This is a genomic window from Corallococcus sp. Z5C101001, assembly GCF_007352635.1.
GTDB lineage: Bacteria > Myxococcota > Myxococcia > Myxococcales > Myxococcaceae > Corallococcus > Corallococcus silvisoli.
Window position 1 is genome coordinate 314,754 of sequence record NZ_VKLU01000008.1, and the last position, 22,573, is coordinate 337,326.

Consider the following 22,573-nt stretch of genomic DNA (forward strand, 5'->3'; position numbering starts at 1 on the left):
GGCCGGCGCGGGCGTCTTGCCGGACCTCCTCCCACCGCGAGCCGCACCGTGCCCCTGCCCCTGGCCGAATTCCTCTTCCAGTCCCAGGACGTCCTCCAGGACGCCTGGCTGCACGAAGCCCCGGGCTCTGGCGACCTCTTCTCCCAGGGGTTGTCCGCGGTGGCGGCCTGGATGGCGAACCCTGGGGCCCGCGTCTCCGACGCGCTCGCGCGCGACCTGTCGCTCCTGGTGCAGGGCTCCGACGGGCATCCCACGACGACGAACTTCCGGCGCCTGCGCGACATGGTGCTGCGGCTGTGGCGCGAGCAGGGAGGGCCAGCCCTGGAGGACGAGGTCGAGCGCTTCCACGACGCGGTGGACGCGGTGGAGGCCGCCGCACTGGAGGCCCACGTCCAGGCGAGGCTGCACGCGGCGCGGGAGGCGGCGGAGGAAGCGCGCGAGCGGGGCGCCCCGGCCGGGCCAGGAGGGCCCCGGCGCTGGGAGGACATCTTCATCCACCTGGGCGTGGGCGTGGCGGTGATGGACGCGGAGGACAGCGCGTTCGTGGCGGCGAACCCCGCGCTCGCGCGCATGCATGGACAGGCTCCCGAAGCGTTGAAGGGCCTGCGGCTGGAGGACCTGGTGGCGCCCGAGTCGCGCGGCGCGCTGCCCCGGCACATGGCCGCCGCCAGCTCCAAGCCATTCCACGAATACGAAGCGCTGCACCTGCGCCGCGACGGCAGCCGCTTCCCCGCGTTCGTGCACGTGACGTCCCTGCGGGACGCGACGGGCCGGCGCGTGGGCCGCGCCGCCACGGTGCTGGACATCACCCAGCGGCGCCACGGGGAGGCGGAGCGGCAGCGGCTGCTGGCCACCATCGAGGCGGAGCGCGCGCGGCTGGCGGCGGTGCTGGACCAGCTGCCCGCGGGCGTGCTCATCGCGGAGGCGCCCAGCGGCAGGCTGCTCCTGGGCAACCGCGCGCTGGAGTCGCTGTTGGGCCACCCCTTCCGGCCCGCCTCCAGCCTCGCGGACTACGAAGGGTCCCACCAGATGTTCACCGCGGACAACGTGCCGCTGGCGGACGACGCCTGGCCCATGGCGCGAGCGCTGCGCACCGGAGAGACGCGCCAGGCGGAGCCGCTCCAGGTGCGCCGCCCGGATGGCACCACCGCGCACCTGCTGGGCTCCAGCGCGCCCGTGCGCGACCGGGACGACCACATCGTCGCGGGCGTCGTCACCCTGGTGGACGTCACCGAGCGGCGGCGCGCGGAGGAGGCGGCGCGGGAAGCGGCGCAGTTCGGAGAGCGCCTCATCGCCATCGTCAGCCACGACCTGCGCAACCCCCTCAACGCCATCCAGTTGTCCGTCACCCGGCTCTTGCACGGTGACGCGCTCCAGGAGCGCGACCGCAAGGCGGTGTCCCGCATCGCCCGCTCCGGTGAGCGGATGGCGCGGATGATCTCGGAGCTGCTCGACTTCACCCGCGGCCGGCTGGGCGGCGGCATCCCCATCGAGCGGGTGTCCGGCGACGTGCGCTCCGTGGTGCGCCAGGCGGTGGAGGAGCTGGAGGCGGCGTGGCCCGAGCGCTCGCTCGCGCTCAACGTGGGCCCGGGCCGCTACGAGGGCGCCTGGGACGCGGAGCGGCTGCTGCAGGTGGTGAGCAACCTGGGGGGCAACGCGCTCCAGTACAGCCCGCCGGACTCACTGGTGCGCTTCACGCTGACGGACGCGGACGCGTTCGTGGTGCTGGAGGTGCACAACGGCGGAGAGCCCATCCCGCCGGACCTGCTGCCGCACCTGTTCGACCCCTTCCGTCGCGGCGGTGGCAACACGCACGGGGGCCTGGGCCTGGGGCTCTACATCGTCGAGCAGGTGGTGAAGGGCCACGGTGGCCGCATCGAGGTGCGCTCGCGCGCGTCGGAGGGCACCGTCTTCCGCGTCCTGCTGCCGCGCGCCGCGCCCTAGTACGCGGCGGCTAACTCCGACTGCGAGCGGAAGGGCTCCAGCGCGCGCATCAGGTCGTCCAGGTCCAGGGGCTTCGGGATGGACGCCCGGATGCCCTGGGGCACGGGCCGGGTGGCGCCCGCGCCCGACACGACGATGACGGGCAGGTCCGCGAGGCGCGGCTCCTTCTGCACGCGCTCCATCAGCTCCCAGCCGCTCATCACCGGCATCATCAGGTCCAGCAGCATCACGTCCGGCAGCGGCTGGCGGCGAAGGCGCTCCCACGCGTGCAGGCCGTTCCCGGCGACTTCCACCGCGAAGCCCTCCAGCGTGAGGAACTCCTCCAGCATCTCACGGCTGTCGACATGGTCTTCCACGAGGAGGATGAGGCTTCGCATGGCGGACGGAAGCCTCCTCCCGTCCGCCCCCGTCCGCAAACCCCCCGAGCGCCATGAACGTCCAACCCTGGACGAAAGGCGGTGGGCAGTGTGCGGCCCGCCTCACTCCCGTTGCCTTGGAGGGCAGGTGACGCCCCCGGTTCAGCCCCGGTACTGGTGCACGGACATGATGGGGTAGTTCGACGACGAGTAGGAGATGCGCTGAGACCCGTCGGCGTTCACGTTGTTGGAGCCGATGAACTGGGCCTTGCCGTCCTTCCAGCCCGCGAACATCACCACGTGCTCGCCGCTGCCCACCTTCATGCAGACGACGTCGCCCGGCTTCGCGTTCTTCAGGTCCACGCGCTGGAAGTTCGGGTCGCGGTCCAGGTTCCCCTGGAGGGTCATCACGGAGGCGCTGTGCTGGCTGTCCTTGATCTGCCCCGCCTGCTCCAGGCACGCGGACACGAAGTTGGCGCAGTTGACGTTGTTGGGGACCCAGTCCTCCATGTCCGCGCCCACGCCGCTGCTCTCGTACTTCAGCGAGCCCGCGTTCTTGCCCAGGTGCGACACCGCGATGTCGAAGGGGCTGCCGCCAGGGCCGCGCGTGCCCGGCCCCGCGCCGCCCGGAGGCGCCGTCACGTCCCCCGCGCCACGGAAGCCCTGCGAACCGCCGCCCCGCGAGCCGGAGGTGCCGGCCTCGAAGCTGTCCCGGGAGCCAGGGATGTTCAGGGTGCGCCCGGTGTAGATGAGGTCCGGGTTCTGGATCTCCGGGTTGGCCTTCATCAGCTCGCCCACGGAGGTGCCATAGCGCTGGGCCAGCGCGGAGAGGGTGTCGCCAGATTGGATGCGGTAGCTCATGGAGGGCTCCAAGAAGGGAGCAGCGACCCGACCGAGGTCACCGGCTGCGATTGTTTCCATTCTCGGTATTCAAGAACCCAGGTTGCGTCTCCTGCCTCCTTTTCACTCCAGGCACATACATCCCGGCGAGGAACGCACCCGGGGCGGATCCCCCGTCATGAAAGGGCCGCGCACCGGCGCCAGGACCGCCCCGGGGGCCGCTCGGGGTGGATGGCGCGGTGCGCAATTTCCAGCGGGATTTCCTAGCGGCTCTGGCCGTCGTGCTTCTGCCAGGCGATGCGGCGGCTGAGGGCGTCCTGCTTCGCGTCGATGCGGGCGCGCTCGGCGGCATCCAGGTGGCCGTCATCCCTGCGGTCGCGGCGAATCTCCCGCTGGATGGCGCGGTGCTGGCGCTCCAGGCGCGCGGCCTCGCGGCCCGTGAGCTCCCCGCTGCGCACGCCCTGGTTGATGCGCTGCTGCTGGTTCACCTGGCGCCGGTCCGCCTCCGCGGCCACGGCCGGCAGCGCCACCATCAGTCCCACCACCGCCGCGAGCATGCCCAGTCCGTCGCGCTTCATGGCGCTTCCTCCTCGATTCGCGCTGGCGTCAGTGCCGGCGCATCGTCCTTGGGGAGATGAACCCGGGCTTCGCGCCGCGGTTGCGGGGGCATTTTCCCGGTGGGAGGGCCCGGGGCGGCGGAAACATCCCAGGGAAATGGGTTCAAGGAGAACGGTTGATGGGGGTGGGGGGCTCTGGTGGGCGCGGGGCGCTTGAACCGGGTGGGGGCCCCGCGCATGGTGGCGGGGTGACGACCATTGCTCATCCCGACTTCACGGCGGCGCGGTTTGGCGGCTTCCCCGACGCACGCTTCACCCCGGCGCCAGCGGACGGCGTGCTGCCGGAGGGCTTCTTCACGACGACGAACCTGCCCACATACGTGCGGGTGGACGGGCGGTGGCGGATGCCGCGCGAGCCGCGCATGGACGGCGCGCTGGTGTTGGACGCGCAGGGGGAGCTGTGGGTGCGCGAGGGCCGGCGGGTGCGCGCGGGGGAGCGGGTGGTGGTGGGGCGCGCGGAGGACGGCAGCGAGGGCGTCTACGTGAACATGGCGTACCTGGCGGAGGGCGGGGACGGCGAGTTCAAGTTCATGACGAGCGAGGTGTCGCGCGAGAAGCCCATCGACTATGGGCACATGGCGCGGCTGCTGGTGGAGGAGCGGGAGCGCGGCGGCTATCCCATCTGGGTGACGGGGCCGGCGCTGGTGCACTCGCGGGCGCGCGCGGACATGACGTGGTTCGTGGAGAACGGCTTCGTGGGGGCGCTGCTCGCGGGCAACGCGGTGGCGGTGCACGACATCGAGGCGTCCATCTACGGCACCACGCTGGGGATGAGCGGCGCGGGCGAGGCGACGTCCGGTGGGCACGGGCTGCACATGCGCGCCATCAACCGGGTGCGGCAGGCGGGCTCCATCGCGAAGGCGGTGGAGGCGGGCATCATCACCAACGGCATCATGCATGCGTGCGTGGTGCACCGCGTGCCCTTCGTGCTGACGGGCTCCATCCGGGATGACGGGCCGCTGCCGGACGTGGTGACGGACAACCTGGCGGCGCAGGACGCGATGCGCCGGCACGCGGTGAAGGCGACGATGGCGGTGCTCGTGGCCACGGCGCTGCACGCCATCGCGACGGGGAACATGCTGCCGGCGTTCGTGACGGAGGAGGGCGGCGGCCTGCGGGAGCTGCCCACCATCTGCGTGGACTCGTCCGAGTTCGTGGTGAGCAAGCTGAAGGACCGGGGCACGCACCAGGCGTTCGGCGTGGTGACGAACGCGCAGGACTTCATGCACATCCTGCGGCTGTACGTGGAGCGTGAGCTGGCGGCGCGCGCGAAGGCCCCGAAGCCGGCCTGAGGGCTTCAGCGCCGGCTGAGGGCGGGCGCGGGCCTCCAGGCCATGGTGGACAGGCCGCCCTCGGTGCCGAAGAGGGCGGAGTCTCCCTCCGGGAGGACCGCGTACACGCGCGGATCCGCGAGTCCCGGCAGGGCACGCACTTCACCGGTGCCCGCGTCGAAGTAGGACGCGCCGAGCAGTGTGCCCACCAGCGCCCCGCCGGGCACGAGCGCGGTGGAGACGATGGCGGACGAGGGCAGGCCGGGCGCGGCGCGCACGCGCGTCCACTTCGCGCCGTCGAAGTAGTTGAAGCCATCCTGGCAGGTGCCCGCGATGGCGCGCCCCTCCGCGTCGGTGGACAGCGTGGTGATCCAGTTGTCGGTGAGGTCGCGCCCGTCGTGGAAGCGCTGCCAGCGCTCGCCGTTCCAGCGCAGCAGGCCCCGGTCCTCGCTGCCCATCCACAGGAAGCGGCCGGCGCCCTCGCCGACGGAGGCGTGCTTGCTCCAGCCCTCGGGCAGGGGCAGCCGCTTCACCAGGGACAGGGGCGAGCCGTCGGGCGTGACGAGGGACACGCCGCGTCCATCCACGAGCGCCATGCCGCCCTCCATCTGGGACACGCCGAGCACGGAGAGCTTGGCCAGGGCCACGGGGTTGCGGGCGCCGTACGACAGCCGCGACCAGCTCTTTCCGTCGTGGAGGCCCAGGCCGTAGGTGGTGGCGACGTAGAGGTTCTGCCCATCGCTGGTGAGGCCCAACACCTGGTCGCTGGGAAGCGAGGGCGCGCGGGTGGTGCGCCACCGGCCGTCCTCGAGCTGCCAGCACACGCCCCGGTCGAACGTCCCCACGACGAGCCGCCCCTGGTGGCGCGCGAGCGCGGTGATGTGATTGCCGCAGAGCTGTCCGGTGGGCGTGACGCGGCGCCAGCCCTTCTTCTCCCGCAGGAACACGCCCGAGGCCCGGGTGCCCGCCCAGTCCGCCTTGAGCACAGTGGCGCCGGCCGGAACGGCCGCGTTTTCGACGGGGCCCGCGTGGGTCGCGCGCGGCATGGCGGTGCTGGCAGGGGCGCTCGTCGCTCCCGCGCCCGGCGCGGCGGTGCTGGCAGGGGCGCTCGTCGCTCCCGCGCCCGGCGCGGCGGTGCCCGCATGGGCGCTCGTCGCTCCCGCACTCGGCACGGCGATGCCCTCGGGAACGCGCAGGGCCTCGGCGGAGCCGGGCGCGCCCCACGCGCGCACGTCGCCGGTGCTCCCCACGATGCGCACGCCCTGCTCGGTCACGGTGAAGGACAGGGGCCCGGTGGGCACGTTGCCCACGGCGCTCAGCCGTCCTCGCGAGTCGATGGAGAACGCTCCCTCGCTGGTGCCCACGTCCACGCCGTCGAGCGTGTCGGAGATGAAGCGCACTGGCCCGGGCAGTGACCACGCCCGCGAGGTGCCCAGCTCGAACAGCCGTCCCTCCGCGGTGCCCGCGAAGCGAGGGGAGAACGCGGTGTACGTCGCGCCCGGAGTCAGCACGGCGGCCAGGGACTCCAGCCGGCTCACGTAGTCCGGGGTGCTCGCGTCCTCGGCGGGAGGCAGGGCCTGCCAGCGCACGTCCAGCACGGGCGTCACTCGGAAGCCGGTGTCCAATGACACAAGCCCCTCGTCCGTGGCCACGAAGAGCCGGTCGCCCGTGGACTCCAGCGCGCGGCAGAAGTGGCTGGGGAGACCGTCCTCGACGGTGAGCACGCGGACGGCGCGGCCCGCGGGCGTGAACAGCTCCAGGCCGCCTTCGGTGCACGCGACGACGTGGCCGCCGAACGGCTCCAGGTCGTGCACGGCCTCGGTGTTGGTGACGGTGGCCGCGAGCGCCAGGGCCGTGAGGGTGGAGAGCATCATGCTCCACCCCCATTGCGAACCCCGGGCCAGCCCTCCGCCCCTCGGAGCGCCGGGCCGGGCCGCGCCGCGTGTCTCACCCCAGCCACATGTGTGGCCAGGGGCCAGCGGCCGGGTGCGGGGCCGCTGGCCGGTGGCGTGGGCCTAGAACGACTCTTCCGGCAGGTCCATCAGGTCCAGGTTGCCGTGCTCCACCATGCGCGCCGCGTGGGCGATGCCGGGCAGCACCTCGTGGCAGTACCAGCGGGCGCTGGCCACCTTGCCGGCATAGAACGCCTTGTCGCCGGGGTTCGCCTTCATCCGGTCCAGCGCCACGGCCGCGTGGCGCACCAGCAGCCAGCCGATGACCACCTCCGCCACGGCGAACAGCACGCGGTTGCCCTGGAAGCCCACGTGGTAGACGGACTCGCCCAGCTTGCCCATCAGCGTGCCGAGCAGCGTCTCCAGGTGCCCCAGCGCCTCCGCCAGCGCGGCGCGCTCGGTCTTCAGGTCCGCTCCGCCCTCGTCGCCCTCCGCCGTCTCACGGATGCGCCCGAGCAGCCCCTGCAGCGTCGCGCCGCCGTCGCGCGCCACCTTGCGCATCAGCAGGTCCAGGGCCTGGATGTGCGTGGTGCCCTCGTAGAGCGAGTCGATCTTCTGGTCCCGGATGTACTGCTCCACCGGGTAGTCCGTGAGGAAGCCCGAGCCGCCATGCACCTGGAGCGACAGGGACAGCAGCTCGTACGCCTTCTCCGAGCAGTACCCCTTCACCAGCGGCAGCAGCATGTCGTTGAGCACGTCCGCCTCGCCGGACGCGGTGGAGCGGTGGCCGCCCTGCAGCTCCACCTGGTCCTGCACGGACGCGGTGAACAGGGCCAGCGCGCGCATGCCCTCCGCGTGCGCCTTCTGCGCCATCAGCATGCGGCGCACGTCCGGGTGCTGGAGGATGGTCACGCGCGGCGCCGTCTTGTCGCGCGCCTTCGCCAGGTCGCTGCCCTGCTGCCGCTCCTTCGCGAACGCCAGCGCGCGGAAGTAGCCCGCGGACAGCGCGGCCATGGACTTGAGGCCCACCGCCATGCGCGCGTTCTCGATGATGTGGAACATCTGCCGGATGCCGTCGTGCACCTCGCCCAGCAGCAGGCCGCGCGTGGGCTTGCCGTCGCCGAACGTCAGCTCGCACGTGACGGACCCCTTCAGGCCCATCTTCTTCTCCAGCTTGGTGCACACCACGTTGTTGTGCGCGCCCAGGCTGCCGTCCTCGTTCACCCAGAACTTGGGCACCACGAACAGCGACAGGCCCTTGGTGCCCGGCGCCGCGCCCTCCGGACGCGCCAGCACCATGTGGATGATGTTCTCCGCGATGTCCGACTCGCCGTTGGTGATGAAGCGCTTGACGCCTTCAATCTCCCAGATGTCGCCGTCCACGTGCCGCGCCTTGGTGCGCGCGGCGCCCACGTCGCTGCCGGCGTCCGGCTCCGTGAGCACCATGGATCCGCTCCAGCGGCGCTCCACCAGGTGCGGCAGGAAGCGCTTCTTCTGAGGATCCGTGCCCAGCCTGTCGATGACTCGCGCCAGCAGGTTGCCCAGCGTGAAGAAGGCCAGCGCGGGGTTGGAGCCCAGCAGCAGCTCGAACGCCGCCCACACCAGCGACGGCGGCGCGCCCAGGCCGCCCAGGTGCGCGGGCTGCTCCAGCAGGTGCATGCCCGTGTCGTAGTAGGCCCCCATCGCCGCCTTGAGGCCGGGGGGCAGCTTCACCTCGCCGTTCACCAGCGTGGGCGGGTTGTGCTCGGACTCGTCGAAGCTCTTCGCCAGCTCCTGCGTGCACAGCTGGGAGAACGTCTCCAGCGTCTGCCGCGCCGCCGTCTCGTCCAGGTCCCCGAAGGGCGCCTTGCCCAGCGACGTGCGGCCGATGTCCAGGAACTCGAAGAGGTTGAACTCAATATCGCGGAGGTTGGGCGTGTAGTGCAGGGACGACGACGACATCGGAAGACTCCTCACGGCCAGCGCAAGAGAGACGGCCCCGCGCCGGTGAAGGCACGGGGCCGAAGCGGACCGTCAGGGTACCCGAGATTGATTCACCAGTCAGTCGCGCCGCGAGTGGATGACGCGCAGCGTCTCACGGCGTTCGAAGCGGTTGCCGGCGGCGTCGCGAGCGACGAAGACCAGCTCGTACGTGCCGGCGGGAGTGCCCGCGGGGATGACCAGCGACTTCGTGAAGCGCAGGCCGTCCTGGGTGTCGAGCAGGTGCTGGTCCTCGCCGAACAGCTCGCCGTACACGCTGACCTCCTGCGTGGCCTCCACCGCGTCCACGTCCAGCGTGAGGGTGTCACCGGGGGCCAGCTCCTTCTGGGAGAGGACGGCGTCGAAGTCGTTGCCCTTCGAGTCCAGGCGGTAGCGCACCTCGCTGCGCTCCACGCGGCCGTCGGCGAGCTCCGCGATGATGAACACGGTGTAGTAGCCGTCCTCGATGCCCAGCGGGACCAGGAAGCGGCCGCGCCAGGCGCGGGTCAGCGAGTCGAACGTGAGCGGCTTCACCAGGCCGAAGGGGAAGTAGGCCGTGACCCGGCGGGCGTTGCGCGGGGCGCGCACGGAGATGATGGGGTCGCCGGGGGGAATCTCCTCGCGGCTGAGGGTGCCCGCGACCATGCCGTCGGGCAGCTGCACGGGGACCCTCTCGCGCACCGTCTCGCCGTTGGCGTCCGTGCGGGCGACCTGCTCCACCGCGACGAAGGACGTGTAGCGGCTCATCAGGTGGTACTGGAGCGCGGTCTGGGTGATGCCCTGCACGACCTCCGGCGTCTCGCCGCGGTAGCCCTCCACGGTGAGCGCCTCGATGCGCTGGCGGGCCCAGAGGCTCTTGAGGGCGTCGTGCTCCGGGGCCACCTCCGGGAAGTGCATGGGCACGTCGAAGTGGCGGACCTCGCCGCGCACGCGGCCGGAGATGCGGAGCAGGCCGTCACCGGTGCCGGTGAACTTGCCCACGAGGAACAGGGGCTGGCCGGAGAAGAGGTCCGGCACGGACTTGGGGTACACGTCGCTGACGGGGAGGCCGTCGGTGTCCACCGCGAGCGAGGTGAGCACGGGGCCGCGCATGCGCTGCTCGAACTCACGGGCGACGTCTTCCTCGGGGCGGTTGAGGTTGACGAGGGTGGAGGCGCCCCGGCCCACTTCGCCCATCTTGGTGATGAGGTAGCGGTTCACGCTGGAGCCCACGCCCGCGGAGAAGATGCGCGTCTCCTCGCGCAGGTGGGACTGGAGCGTGGAGAGGACGCTCTCGTCGCCGCCGATGAGGCCGTCCGTCATGAAGAGCACCATGCGCAGGCGCGCCGGGTCGTTGGGGGGCACCATGGCCTCCTGGGCGGCGATGCGCACGTCGGTGCCGCCACCGCCCCAGAAGTTGGCGACGTAGGGCAGGGCGTTCTGGATGTTCTCCGGCGTGGCGGGGACGGCGGTGGGCGCGAACTTGGTGACCTGCGTGTCGAAGTTGAGGACCTGGAAGGTGTCCTCGGGCATCAGGTGGTTGAGCACCTCCCGGGTGATGGCCTTGGACTTCTCGATGGCGAGGCCGGACTGCGAGCAGGACGTGTCCAGCACCATGTAGAGCTCGCGCGGGACGATCTCCTTCTGCGTGGGGGCGAGCTGCGGGTTGAGCATCACCAGGAAGTAGCCGTGGTCCGCGCCGGGGTCGCGGTGCATGAGGACGGCGGGGCGGATGAGCGCGTCCGCGACGACGTACTCCAGCGTGAAGTCCTTGTTGGGGATGCGGTCGTCGCGGCCCAGGCTGACCCTGGCGCGGGACGGGCCTTCGCGAGTCACGTCCACGCGATGGGTGGTGGAGCGCAGCGAGTGGACCGGGAGGCCCGCGTCCAGGCGCACGGTGAGCTGGATGTCATGGCCGCTGCGCACGTCGCTCAGCACCGGGGGCGTGATGCGGCTGGCGTCGGGGACGGTGGTGGTGTCGGGCTCCACGCCTTCGCCCTGGCGCGTGGGCAGGGGAGCGCCGCCGATGAAGCGGGGGCCGACGACCATGGGGAAGCTGAAGCGGTAGGTGCCCGCGTCGTAGGTGAGGCGCTCCACGTAGTGGATGCGCACGCGGATCGTCTCACCGGGGAGGATGTTGGCGACGGACTGGGTGAAGACGTTGGGGCGCTCCTGGTCGAGCAGCGCGGCCGTCTTGCCTTCGGCCTTGGCGCGCTCGTAGGTGTCGCGGGCCTGCTCGCGCGTCTGGATGACGCCCTGGATGATGCGCTCGCCGATGTGCAGCTCCATGCCATCCACCGCGGCCAGCTCCGGCAGCGGGAAGACGTAGAGCGCTTCGAGCGGCGAGGTGTAGGGGTTCTCGAACACCTGCGTCACGGTGACGGACGCGAGGAAGCCGCTGACCTCCGCGTCCACCTCCGTGCGCTTGAGGCTGAAGGTGCGGACCTCGGCGTCGGGGCACGCGGTGCTGTCCCGCGGGCGGAGGCGCGCCACGAGCGTGCCCTGGGCCACGCCGGCGGTGGGCGACGCGACGGGAGGGCAGTCAGGACTGGGTTGGGCGAAGGCCGGCAGGGCCAGCAGACAGACGAAGAGCGTGGCGAGCGTGACTCGCATGGTCGGGAACCTTGGTTTCAGGGTGTGCCCGGGGACATTGCAGCCCCCGGGCCAACCCCGTTCCCCTCGGGAACCCTCGGACGCAGGCGCTCGGGACACGGTGCGTGTGGCTGTGCGGCCACACGGCCGTGCTCAGCTGGACTTGAGCTGGAGCGTGGGCACCGCGCCCTCGCCCAGCACCAGGTGGACCTGACCCACCTTCGCGGCGAGGTCCTTGTACGCCTCCAGCTCCTTGAGCCGCACGAGCAGCGGGTTCTCCGCCAGCACCTTCGCCGTCTGTGCCATGGAGCGCGTCGCCGCCGTCTCCTCGCGCCGCAGGATGACGTTGGCCTCCGCTTCCTTCTGCGCCTGGATGACCCGGTTGAGCAGGTCCTTCATCTCCTTGGGCAGCACCACGTCCTTGATGCCGAAGCGCAGCAGCTCCAGGCCCACCTTCTCCGCTCCCGCCTTCACCTGCCCGAACAGCTCCTCCGACACGGCCTCTCGCGCCGCCAGCAGCTCGTCCAGCGTGCGCGTGGACACGGCCTCTCGCGCCGCCAGCTGCATCGCCAGGTAGAGGATTTCATCCGGCGCGCGCGCCACCACCGCGAGCCGGCGCGCGTCCACGACCCGGTACGCGGCGGACAGGTTGAGCCGCAGCGTCACGCGGTCCTTCGTCATCACCTCCTGGCCGGTGACGTGGAGCAGCTTCTCGCGCAGGTCGATGACCGCGAACTGCACCTTGTGCGCGACGGTCCACGCCGCATGACGGCCCGGCGGCAGCACGGCATCCAGCACGCCGTCGACGAAGCGCAGCGCCACGGTGCCCTCCGTCGCGGTGGTCTCCACGTAGTCACTGGCCGGAAGGAGCGCGCGCACCTCGTCGCGGGGCGGCTTCGTCGCCACTCCGGACACGTCCACGCGCTCCACCTGCACGGTCGGCGTCTCGGGCCGACCGGTACGACCGGGCAGCCGCTGCGCCGTCCACACCTGATGCTGACCCCGGCCCAGCCACCGCAGCGGCTGGCCGTGGTGGAAGAGGATGGCTCGCTCGTCCGCGCCCAGCTCCACCACCTGGAGGTCCTTCTCTGGCACCAGCGCCAGCTTCGCTTCGTCCAGCCGGGTCAGCGCGGGCTCCAACGACACGCGCTCGTAGCGCACGTGCTGGAACGGTCGCACCACCCAGTGCCGTCCCGGCCCCAGGTACTGCTCCGCCCGCCCGTTCACGACCACGAACAACCGCTCGTTCTGCGCCACTTCGACCCGACCGATACCCATGACACGTCACCTCTGTGACCTCCCCGCATCAGGGGAGGGACCCGCGAAAAGTTGAGAAGAACCGGAGGCTGGAAAAAGGGACCCCGCCGCCCACGGGCGTTTCCCGCGAACAGACCGTCCGGGCCGTGCCCCGCGACCCGAGCGTTCGCACCGGATGCCGGTCACGGACGGCGACCAGGGCGTTCCGCGAGCAGCACGGAAGCCTCCAGAGGCCCTGGCGACCGGCCAGGATGCGGCGAGGGGAAGGAGGACGCGGTGGACTCGCGTTGACACCAGCGGAACGACGGGGTCCCGGCGAACGAAGGATTCGAACCTTCGACATCGAGATGGAGAATCTCGTGCTCTACCGTTGAGCTAGTTCGTGTGCGCCCGGAGTGGGCATCCGTTGCGCGCCTCGCGGTGGCGCGCGACCGGTACGGCCTTCGATGGAGGTAGGAACACACGGGCGTGATGGCCGTGAGGAACGTCCGAGCCCATGCACCGGCGCAGAGCGCCCTCGCGTGGAACCGCACGCCTCGGGACAACCCCGTGCGCCCCCTGAAGCTGCCGACGGGGCCAGCAGACGGAACGCGCGAACAATCCTGACAGCGCGCCTCAGCCCCGCGTCACGTACCACCAGCCGAACCACATGGTGCGCTCCTCCGCGAGCAGCTCCCATCCAGGCGCATGCAGATAGAGGTCCGTGCGCAGCCCGGCCGCATCCAGCGCGCGCGCCGTCTCCGCCGCGGACCACAGGTGCAGCGTCACCTCCGTGTCCGCGGTGCCCACCGTGCGCGTGGCCTCCTCGTGCCCCTCCAGCCCCTGGCGGCGCTCCAGCACCGTGAACAACATCCGTCCGCCCGGCTTCAGCGCCCGCGACAGATGCCCCAGTACGCGCGGCAGGTCGTCACAGAAGTCCAGGCAGCCAATGGCCAGCGCCACGTCGAAGAGGCCCAGCTCCTCGGGCACCGGATCCAGGTAGCCGTGCACACGCCACGTGCCGGAGGGCCGCGCGCGCCGCGCCAGCTCCAGCATCTCCGGCGCCAGGTCCAGGCCCACCACGTCCACGGACGCGTCCAGCCCGCGCGTGTGCGGACCCGGGCCACAGCCCACGTCCAGCACGCGCATGCCCGGCTTCACGGTGTCCGCGAGGAAGCGCTCCACGCGGTCCCCGTAGCGGTGCAAGGACGGGTAGAGCACTTCGTAGGCGGCGGCGATCTCCCCGTACACCCGCGCGACGGCGGATCCGCCGGACCGTGTCCCGGATCCACCGCCGTCCCCTTCGTCCGCCATGCCACGCCTCTCGTGAACCGTCCGCGCCATCACGCTATCACGGCGTGTTCGCGCTCCCGGCCTTGCGGAACACCGCCAGCGAACGCCCGGCCATCTCGAACTTCCCGGGCCGCATCTCCTCGTCGCCGCGCTGGTCGTCCGCCGTGTACAGCTCCAGCCGCCACGCGCCGCCCTCGCCCGGCGGCGGCACCATGAAGGCCACCGTGTCGTGGTGCGCGTTGAGCAGCACCAAGAGCGAGTCGCCGCTGACGCGCTGGCCTCGCTCGTCCGGCGTGGGGATGGCGTCGCCCCCCAGGAGGAACGCCAGCGAACGCACGAAGGGCTTCTGCCAGTCGTCCGGCCCCATCTCCGTGCCGTCCGGGCGGTACCACGACAGGTCCTTGTGCTCGGACTCCCACAGGTGCTCGCCCCGGAAGAAGCGGCGGCGCTGCAACACCGGCTGCCGGTGGCGGAAGTGGATGAGCTTGCGCGTGAACTCCAGGAGGTCCTGTCGCGTCGTGTCCAGGTCCCAGTCCACCCACGACAGCTCGTTGTCCTGGCAGTAGGCGTTGTTGTTGCCGTGCTGCGTGCGGCCCATCTCGTCGCCCGCGACGATCATCGGCACGCCATTGGACATGAACAGCGACGCCAGCAGGTTGCGCTTCTGTCGCTCGCGCAGGGCGATGATGGCGGTGTCCTGCGTCTCTCCCTCCACGCCGCAATTCCACGCCTGGTTGTCATCCGCGCCGTCGCGGTTGTGCTCGCCGTTGGCCTCGTTGTGCTTGCTGCTGTACGTGACCAGGTCGTGCAGCGTGAAGCCGTCGTGCGCGGTGACGAAGTTGATGGACGCCTGCGGGCGCCTGCGCGCCGCCGCGAACAGGTCCGCGCTGCCCGTGAGCCGGTAGCCCACCTCCGACGCTTGATTCTCGTCGCCCTTCCAGTACCTGCGCAGCGCGTCCCGGTACTTGCCGTTCCACTCGTGCCACGGCGACGGGAAGCCGCCCACCTGATAGCCCCCCAGCCCCACGTCCCATGGCTCCGCGATGAGCTTCACGCGGCCCAGCACCGGGTCCTGGTTGATGATCTGGAAGATGGGCGCGTTCGGGTCGTAGCCGCCCTTGCCGGTCCGGCCCAGCACTGTGGCCAGGTCGAAGCGGAACCCGTCCACGTGCATCTCCTCCACCCAGTAGCGCAGCGAGTCCACGATGAAGCGCGCCGTCTGCGGGTTGGAGGCGTTGAGGCTGTTGCCGCACCCCGTGAAGTCCAGGTAGTGCCGCGCCTCCGGCATCGTCCAGTAGTACGACGCGTTGTCGATGCCCTTGAACGACAGCGTGGGCCCCAGGTGGTTGCCCTCGCACGTGTGGTTGTAGACGACGTCGAGGATCACCTCGATGCCCGCCGCGTGCAGCGACTTCACCATCGACTTGAACTCCGCCACCGCGCCGCCCGGCGTCTTGCGGCTGGCGTAGCGCTGCACCGGGCTGAAGTAGTTGAGCGTGCTGTAGCCCCAGAAGTTCGACAGGCCCTTGTCGTTGAGGAACGAGTCGTCCGCGAACTCATGCACCGGCAGCAGCTCCACCGCCGTGACGCCCAGCTTCTGCAGGTGTTCGATGATGGCCGGTGAGCCCAGGCCCGCGTACGTCCCGCGCTGGTGCTCCGGCACGCCCGGGTGGCGCATGGTGAGCCCGCGCACGTGCGCCTCGTAGATGACCGTCTTGCGCCAGGGGATGTCCAGGCGCCGGTCATTGCCCCAGTCGAAGAAGTCGCTCACCACCACGCCCTTGGGTATGCCGGCGGCGCTGTCGCGCTCGTCGCGCATCAGGTCCTTCTTCGGATGCTCCAGCGGGTAGCCGAACACCGGCTGCTTCCAGTCCACCTCGCCGTACAGCGCCTTGGCGTAGGGGTCGACCAGCAGCTTGTGCGGGTTGCAGCGGTGCCCCTTCTCCGGCTCGTACGGGCCATGCACGCGCAGGCCGTACAGCATCCCGGGCTCCAGGTCCGGCACGTAGCCGTGCCAGACGAACTCCGTGCTCACCGGCAGGTCGAAACGTTCGATCTCCTTCGCCGGGTCCGCCTTGTCGAACAGGCAGACCTCCACCCGCGTCGCCGCCTGCGAGTAGACCGCGAAGTTGGTGCCCGACCCATCGAAGGTCGCGCCACGCGGCCAGGGCTTGCCCGGCCAGATCTCCCGCTTGCCGCTCATGCGTATCGCTCGATTCCGTGGGGACACTGCCGGCGGAATGTGGGTGCGACCCCGTGGTGCGGCAAGACGCCCGGACATGCCTAGTGTCCACCCGGGAGCGCTTCGCGCCGCCCCAGGAGGTGAAACAAACCGGACATCAGGCGGCGACGGCGTGGTCCAGCGAGCGCCAGGTGCCCAGGGCCCAGTCCTGCTCGTCCGGGTCGTCGAAGCTGACGACGCACAAGGCGCGGCGCTTGCCCGAGCGGCACAGGGCGGTCAGCCTGCATTCACCGGGACCCATCTGGAGGGAGGCCCGGCCACTGACGCGGGCGCCGTGGTGCTCCAGCTCCAGGGCGCGGCGCTCGGGGCTGGTGGGCGCCAGCGGCTCCTCCACGGAGTCCTCCAGGGGCAGCACGCGCACGGTGCGCCGGTGGTCCCGCGCCACCCAGCTGCCGTCTCCCAGGCGCGTCTCGGCGAGTGAGCCAGGGATGCGAATCTCCCAGCCCTCGGGGAGCGCCACCTGCACGGAGCCCCGCCGGTAGCCGATGGAGGGCCCGACGCCGGGCGACTCCAGGGCGCGGCGGTGGACCTCTTCGGCCACCGTCCCTCCCTGGCCCAGGTAGCCGAGCACCTCCTGCCACTCGCGCCACGGGTAGGGGAGCGTGGGGTCCTCGCGCCACGCCTGCTCCAGCAGCCGGGCCACGTCGCGCAGGCGCTGGCGCTCCTCCTCCAGGAGCGGCGGACGCCAGACGATGTCCGTCCACAGCCGGCACAGCGCGCGCGTGAAGCGCTCGCGCGCGTCCACGCCGGGGTTCCACCAGGGGAACACGTCCGTGCCCTGGCGCGGATCCTCGAACACGGTGCGCAGCCAGCGCTCGTCGCGGGCACCCAGGGGCGTGAGCAGCGCGCCGGGGTGCTGGAAGGTGTGGCCGAAGCGCATGGACAGCGCGAAGCCGGAGTTGCCCAGGCTGCGCATGCGCAGCACCTGACCCACTGACTGCTGGAGCCACCCGAGGAACCGCGGCTCCACCGCGCTGGCGTCGCCCGTGTGGAAGTAGCCCGTCGCGTCTCCCACGCCCACGTCCTCGTCGGGCGGAGCCCAGCTGATGTCGTGGAGGTCGCCCAGCGCCTTGAGCAGGTCCACCAGATAGCGGTGGTAGCCAGGGCCCGCGGCGCTGGTGTCCGCGGACACGACGATGCGTTCCTGACTCGCCGCCAGCAGGGACACCTCGCCCGCCGCCGGGTGCAGGCGCAGGCGCAGCACCGGCGAGTCCTGGGGGCCGTCCTCGATGCGGCTGCCCTCCAGCACCGGCTCCGCGACCTCCTGGAACCAGGCCTCCACGCCTCGCAGCCAGGGCAGGGGCGCCTCCGGGGGAGCCAACACCGTTTCGCTTGCTCCTCGTCGGCCTGCCAGCAACAGCTTCATGCGTTGGACGCTCTCGGTTGGGGTGTGCGCAGCCTGGACCCCTTTGGATAAGCCCCCGGCTGCTCCCTGTCATCCTGGAGCGCGCTCTTCCTGGCCTGTGACGAGGCGGGGGGCATCCAGGCGGGGAGGCACCCGGTCTGGCGCGGGACGGCCGCGGGGGATGCCAGCGAGCGTCATGGCTGCCGCCTTCCTCCCTGAAGGCATGCGGAAACCCCGGAGCCACCCCACCCTGTAGGGCGAAAGGAGGCGTTCGTCATGAGCAAGAAGAAGGATGTGCTGCACATTCCCTTGGAGGGGCTGCCTCCCGCGCCCGCGCGCGAAGCCGGGACGGAGGGCGATGCGCGCGAACATCACGTGCCGTCCACCTTCGACCCGGGCGGGGGGCCCGGCAATGGACCGGGTGACAACGGGGACCCGTTGATCATCGAGCCGGTGGGCCAGCCCTGGTCTCCAGGCGTCAAGGTGACTTGAGCCTCCCTGCCGTCGCTGCCTCCAGGGCCCCGCTGACGCCATGGGTTCCCAGGTGTTGGCGGGGCCTCGTGCCTTTCGCCGCGAAGCGAAGCGCCCGCGACCGGTGGAGGTCGCGGGCGCTCACGTCCCCGCAGCCGCCGTGGAGCCCACGGCGGAGGCAGGCAGGGCCTAGCGTGAGGTGCCGTTGTTGGGCGCGAGGGTGCCCGTGGAGTCCGGCACCGGCGTGTTCATGTCGCCGCCCTTCGTCCCGGAGTTGTTCGGATCCAGGGTGGAGTCGTTGGGCAGGCTGCCGTCCTCGGGCATGGCGCTGTCATCCGGGGACGTGCCGGAGCCACCCGTGCCCGGCTCGGTCATCTCGCCGTCGTGCACGCCCGGCTCGGCCTCGCGGGTGCCCGGCGCCGCGCTGTCGCTGGGGGGCAGGTTCGGATCATCCGGCATGCCGGAGCCGCCGGTGTCCATGTCCGAAGGTGGCGTCTGCGAGTCCGGCGACGTGTTGCCCGTGTCGTAGCCGGAGCCGCCGCTGTTGCTGGGCGGCGGGGTCGCGGTCGTGCCGGTCCCGGTGGTGTCCGTCCCGGTGCCCGTGGAGTCCGTACCCATGGTGGAGTCATTGCCGCGCGTCGCGGATTGATCCGACTTGCAGCCCGCGCCGAGCGCCAACGCGCCCGCGAGCACCGCCGTCACCGTCAATTGGGTCTTCAGGAACTTCTTCATGTGATTCCCCCGGATAGGAGTCTGAGCGCTTGAGAGGCCCTGACTGTCTGCTGGACCGAAAGTGAGCAGGCCCCGCGGTGTGTGCAGGGACGGCTCTTCCGCCTGCCTGCTCGGGGGACGTCGCGGGCGGACGGGATGACGGGGTTGCACGGCCGCGGATGTCCATCCCGGGGCATGCCCCCTGGCCCCGAGGGCGGGCGGACAGGGGGCGGCCCTTCAGGGACTCAAGGGCCCACGGGAGGCCTGGTCACGTTGCCGCCGTTGAGCGGCGTCACGGAGTTGCTGGACGTGTTGTTGTCCGGCGACAGCGTGGTGCCCGCCGCTCCCGGGGCCGTGGTGCCGGTGGCCGGAGGAAGCACCGCGCCCGTGCTGGACATGGAGCCCGTGACACCTGTCACAGGGTTGCTGTTGTTGATGGGAGACCCGAGGGTGCTCGTGCCGGTCTGGGGGCCACCCATCGTCCCCGTGGTGGGGGTGCCCGTCTGCGTGGTCGACGACGGCGGCAGCACCGCGCCCGTGGTGGCCACGGAGCCGGTGGAGCCCGGCACCGTGCTGCCCGTGCTGGGGGGCAACACCGCGCCCGCGCCGGTCACGGTGTCGGACGCGCTGCCGGTGATGGACGGCGGCGCGGTGTACGGCTGCGGGAGCACCGCGCCCGCGCCGATGCCGCCCGTGTCCGTGTTGGCGCCGGACGCCGTGTTCCCGATGGGCACGGTGGCGGGGACGCCCGTCGCGGTGTCGGTGGTCGAGGGCACGGAGCCCGCGGGGGCCCCGGGGTTCGGCTGGCCGGTGGTGATGGCGCCCGCCGAGTCGGGGTCCACCTGCGCGCTCGCGGTGCCCAGGGCGAGCGCGCTCGCCGCCAGGCTCATCCAGATCCATCGCTGAGACATGTCCCGCTCCTTGCCGGTGTGCGGCCGGGCGGACTGCGCCTCGGCCTAGTGGGTGGGCGTGGGCCGGTGAGGACCCTGGCCTTCATCCAAGAGGTGCTCACCCAGGGCCTTGGGCGGTACCGCACGGCGGCGCCGCTTGCGCAGCGAGAGCAGCAGCAGCAGCGCGGGGAAGGTCACCAACATGATGAGCAGGTTCATGCCGAAGCCCACGTTCGCCAGGGCGCCAATGGAGTTGAGCCCCGGGTGGTCCGCGAGGAACAGCGCGCCGAAGCCCACCGCGCTCGTGAGCAGGCCGCCGCAGATGGCCTTGCCCGTCTCCGAGTACACCTGCACGAAGTCGCTGCCCGGCGACGCCAGCCGCGTCACCAGGTGCACCCCCGCGTCCACCGTCGTCCCGATGAGCACCGGGATGACCAGGATGTTGAGGTAGTTGAACTCCATCCGCATGAGCGGCATCAGCCCCAGCAGCGCGAACAGCGACACCGCCGTGGGCATCAGGCACACCAGCGCGGTGCGCAGGCCGCCCAACGTCAGCCACATCGCCACCAGCACCGCGAGCGTCGTACCCACCAGGATGAGCGGCGCCTCGTGCGACACCAGGTCCAGGATGTCCGCGAGCACCAGCGCCTCACCGGCCACCACCGCGGGCCGGCCATCCGGCAGCTTCACCCCGCGCACTTCGTCCGCCAGTTGACGCATGGCCTGTCCGTCGGACTGGTTCGCGGACGGGTACACCAGCACGAAGCCGGTGCCCGGTCCTCCCCGGCCCTCGAACTGCTGGCGCACGCTGGGGGGCAGGTCCGCGGCGGTGTACGGCGTCGCCTCCACCTGCCGGCGCAGCTCCACCAGCTGCTCGCGCTGCTCCACGTCCAGCTGGCTCTCCGGGACGTTCGTCAACAACGTCCCGATGTCCTTCAGGAGCGCCTGCTTCTCCTGCTGCCGCGCCGGCACGAGGCTCTGGAGCGACGCGACGAAGTCCACCTTGGAGTCCGCGCCCAGTTGCTGCTTGCGCGCCATCAGCTCCTTCACCACCGCCGCCTCTTCCTCGCGCGAGTCGGTGAGCACCACCACGGGGGTCTGCGAATAGCCGATGAGCCGGTTGACGTCGCGGTCCAGGACGAACGAGCCCAGGCTCTCGTCCTCCAGCGAGGAGACGTTGTAGTCGAAGCGCACGCGCGGCAGCTGCGTGAGCAGCCCCGCCACGATGATCACGGACACCCCCGTGAGCACCGCGCGGCGGCGCAGGATGACGCGGCCCAGCGGGGCCTCCGCCGTCTCCGTGGAGGAGGGGCGCGGCTTCCAGCCGTGACGGGACACCAGCCCCAGCGCCGCCGGCAGCACCAGCACATAGGCCGCGATGAGCACCAGCATGCCCACGCCCGCGATGACGCCGAACTCGCGGAACGCTCGGAGGCGGGACGTGCCCAGCACGAAGAAGGTGAGCGCCGCCACCAGCGCGGACACCAGCGCCGCGCCGCCCGTGTGCGTGAAGGATTCGCGGGTCGCCTCCTCGGAGGACACCCCCTCTCCGCGCAGGTTGAGGTAGCGCCCCAGCAGGTGCATGCCGTGCTCCACGCCCAGGCCGCCCAGGATGGCGCCCAGGAACGCGGTGAGCAGGTTCACCCGCCCGTACGCCACGCCCACGAAGCCGTAGGTCCACGCCAGGCCCGCGCCCACCGGCGCCAGCACCATCCCCACCGCGAGCGCGCTGCGGAAGTGCAGGAACAGGTAGAGCAACACCAGCGCCGTGGCCACCGCCGAGGCCACCGCCACGTCGCGGGTGATCTGCGCCTGTTGATCGATCTTCTTCTGGAAGGTGCCGGTGATGGCGGTGTGGAAGTGCGGCCCGTACTTCGACAGGTCCTGCTGCTTCAGCACCCCCTCCACCTGGTCGATGAGCTTCCGGGAGTAGGTGAGGTCCGCGGACGTCGTGTCGGGCTTGGCCAGCACCACCACGCGCCGTGCCTCGGGGTCCAGGTAGTAGTCGCTGGGGTTGGTGGAGATGCGCGTCGCCGCGCCGCCGCCGTACTTCTTCTCGATGTCGCTGAAGTCCAGCGATGGCGCCGGTTCGTCCTCCAGCGACACGAAGAGCGGGTTGGCCTGCTGCTTCTCCCAGGTGAGGCGCGCGTCGATGCGGCGCCGCACCTCCTTCAAGTCTTCTGGCGACAGGAAGTAGAGCGCATGGCTCCGGAAGAAGCTGCTGGGCCGGGTGACCTCCACGTAGCGGATGCCCGGAATGGCCTCCAGTTGGGGCGCCAGGTCATCCGCGAACCGCTGGAGCTGCTCCGGGTCGCCGTCCTCGCCCACCACCACCACCCACCCCAGCGCCCCGAAGCGCTGCTCCAGGGTGTGGAGCGCCTGCACGCTCTCGAACGACTCCGGCAGCAGGTCCACCAGGTTGGCGTTGAGGGACAGGTTGCGCGCGAGCAGCAGCCCCACACCGGAGAGCAACAGCGCGCACAGCAGGGCGATGACAGGACGGCGGTGGTTGTGCGCCGCGAGCGTACCCATCGCGTGCTCCACCCGGTGCATCCACGTGCGTTCCGCTGGCGAAGAAGGGTCCGAGGCCATCACCGTGGGCGCTGCTGCCCCGGGTTCCGGAACCGACCGGCCTGTGGGTCACGCAGCGGCATCCCCTCCAAAAGGCGCCTGCTTCCCGGCAGGGCCCGTGTCGAAGCAAAAGCTGGCCATCCCGCAGTCCTCCTGCACGACGGCGCGAGAGCACGGCCTGGCCGCCCGTCCGGTGCCTCCCGCGCTGGGGCAAAATGCCTCAAGCCCTTGCGACAGGTGGATCCCCTGGCGTGCCGCACGCCGGGGCGACATACATGGGCATTTGTCCCATTCCCGGGCCGGGCATGCAGCCGGCGGAGGCCCTGGGCCGATGCCTGGACGCACGGAGGCTCGGGGCATATAC

The 22,573-nt window shown here is 71.3% G+C and carries 16 protein-coding genes and 1 tRNA gene; 3 read left to right on the plus strand and 14 right to left on the minus strand.

The genetic code is table 11. The features are described 5' to 3' along the window. The first annotated feature begins 48 nt into the window (after positions 1-48). Entirely contained in the window at positions 49-1,944 is a 1,896-nt protein-coding gene (locus tag FOF48_RS19230; RefSeq protein ID WP_255442385.1) for a PAS domain-containing sensor histidine kinase, read from the plus strand. Here the strand turns inward: FOF48_RS19230 and FOF48_RS19235 are convergent. The 3 genes from FOF48_RS19235 to FOF48_RS19245 form a co-directional block, all read right to left on the minus strand. Further along, on the minus strand, positions 1,941-2,321 hold the full coding sequence (locus tag FOF48_RS19235; RefSeq protein ID WP_143903744.1) for a response regulator: 381 nt from the start codon (positions 2,319-2,321) through the stop codon (positions 1,941-1,943). The genes FOF48_RS19230 and FOF48_RS19235 overlap by 4 nt on opposite strands. Before the next feature lie 141 nt (positions 2,322-2,462). Further along, positions 2,463-3,161: a LysM domain-containing protein gene (locus FOF48_RS19240; protein ID WP_143903746.1), complete on the minus strand. Its 699-nt coding sequence runs from the start codon at positions 3,159-3,161 to the stop codon at positions 2,463-2,465. Between the two features lie 242 nt (positions 3,162-3,403). After that, on the minus strand, positions 3,404-3,718 hold the full coding sequence (locus tag FOF48_RS19245) for a hypothetical protein (RefSeq protein WP_143903750.1): 315 nt from the start codon (positions 3,716-3,718) through the stop codon (positions 3,404-3,406). Between the two features lie 227 nt (positions 3,719-3,945). Between FOF48_RS19245 and FOF48_RS19250 the strand changes: the two genes are divergently transcribed. Beyond that, the gene (locus FOF48_RS19250) at positions 3,946-5,049 is read left to right on the plus strand and encodes a hypothetical protein (protein ID WP_143903752.1); all 1,104 of its coding nucleotides are present in this window, start codon (positions 3,946-3,948) and stop codon (positions 5,047-5,049) included. 5 nt (positions 5,050-5,054) lie between these two features. Here the strand turns inward: FOF48_RS19250 and FOF48_RS19255 are convergent, their stop codons facing one another. The 8 genes from FOF48_RS19255 to FOF48_RS19290 all read right to left on the minus strand — a co-directional run bounded on the left by FOF48_RS19255 (position 5,055) and on the right by FOF48_RS19290 (position 17,587). Further along, the gene (locus FOF48_RS19255; protein WP_143903754.1) at positions 5,055-6,902 is read right to left on the minus strand and encodes a hypothetical protein; all 1,848 of its coding nucleotides are present in this window, start codon (positions 6,900-6,902) and stop codon (positions 5,055-5,057) included. 141 nt (positions 6,903-7,043) lie between these two features. Beyond that, positions 7,044-8,861 carry an acyl-CoA dehydrogenase gene (locus FOF48_RS19260; RefSeq protein ID WP_143903756.1) on the minus strand — a complete coding sequence of 606 codons (1,818 nt, stop codon included), beginning with the start codon at positions 8,859-8,861 and terminating at the stop codon, positions 7,044-7,046. Between the two features lie 99 nt (positions 8,862-8,960). Then, positions 8,961-11,471 (minus strand): VIT domain-containing protein, encoded by a 2,511-nt coding sequence (locus FOF48_RS37565; protein WP_143903758.1) that lies wholly within the window; start codon positions 11,469-11,471, stop codon positions 8,961-8,963. A 132-nt stretch (positions 11,472-11,603) separates the two neighbouring features. Further along, positions 11,604-12,728, minus strand: a complete 1,125-nt coding sequence (locus FOF48_RS19270; protein WP_143903760.1) for a slipin family protein — start codon at positions 12,726-12,728, stop codon at positions 11,604-11,606. A gap of 292 nt (positions 12,729-13,020) precedes the next feature. Then, positions 13,021-13,090 (minus strand) — tRNA-Glu (locus tag FOF48_RS19275). A gap of 232 nt (positions 13,091-13,322) precedes the next feature. Then, entirely contained in the window at positions 13,323-14,000 is a 678-nt protein-coding gene (locus FOF48_RS19280) for a bifunctional 2-polyprenyl-6-hydroxyphenol methylase/3-demethylubiquinol 3-O-methyltransferase UbiG (RefSeq protein WP_143903762.1), read from the minus strand. A 37-nt stretch (positions 14,001-14,037) separates the two neighbouring features. Next, on the minus strand, positions 14,038-16,182 hold the full coding sequence (glgX, locus tag FOF48_RS19285; RefSeq protein ID WP_143903764.1) for a glycogen debranching protein GlgX: 2,145 nt from the start codon (positions 16,180-16,182) through the stop codon (positions 14,038-14,040). Positions 16,183-16,318: 136 nt separating this feature from the next. Further along, positions 16,319-17,587: a hypothetical protein gene (locus tag FOF48_RS19290; RefSeq protein ID WP_143903766.1), complete on the minus strand. Its 1,269-nt coding sequence runs from the start codon at positions 17,585-17,587 to the stop codon at positions 16,319-16,321. A 255-nt stretch (positions 17,588-17,842) separates the two neighbouring features. Here FOF48_RS19290 and FOF48_RS19295 point away from each other — a divergent pair, with 255 nt between their 5' ends. After that, entirely contained in the window at positions 17,843-18,058 is a 216-nt protein-coding gene (locus tag FOF48_RS19295) for a hypothetical protein (protein WP_143903768.1), read from the plus strand. 168 nt (positions 18,059-18,226) lie between these two features. On the opposite strand, the gene FOF48_RS19300 is transcribed toward FOF48_RS19295, so the two are convergent. The 3 genes from FOF48_RS19300 to FOF48_RS19310 form a co-directional block, all read right to left on the minus strand. Further along, positions 18,227-18,769, minus strand: coding sequence for a hypothetical protein (locus FOF48_RS19300; protein ID WP_186001977.1), 543 nt, complete (start codon positions 18,767-18,769; stop codon positions 18,227-18,229). A 224-nt stretch (positions 18,770-18,993) separates the two neighbouring features. After that, on the minus strand, positions 18,994-19,659 hold the full coding sequence (locus FOF48_RS19305; protein WP_143903769.1) for a hypothetical protein: 666 nt from the start codon (positions 19,657-19,659) through the stop codon (positions 18,994-18,996). 45 nt (positions 19,660-19,704) lie between these two features. Then, positions 19,705-22,170: an RND family transporter gene (locus FOF48_RS19310; protein ID WP_186001978.1), complete on the minus strand. Its 2,466-nt coding sequence runs from the start codon at positions 22,168-22,170 to the stop codon at positions 19,705-19,707. Between the last annotated feature and the right edge of the window lie 403 nt (positions 22,171-22,573).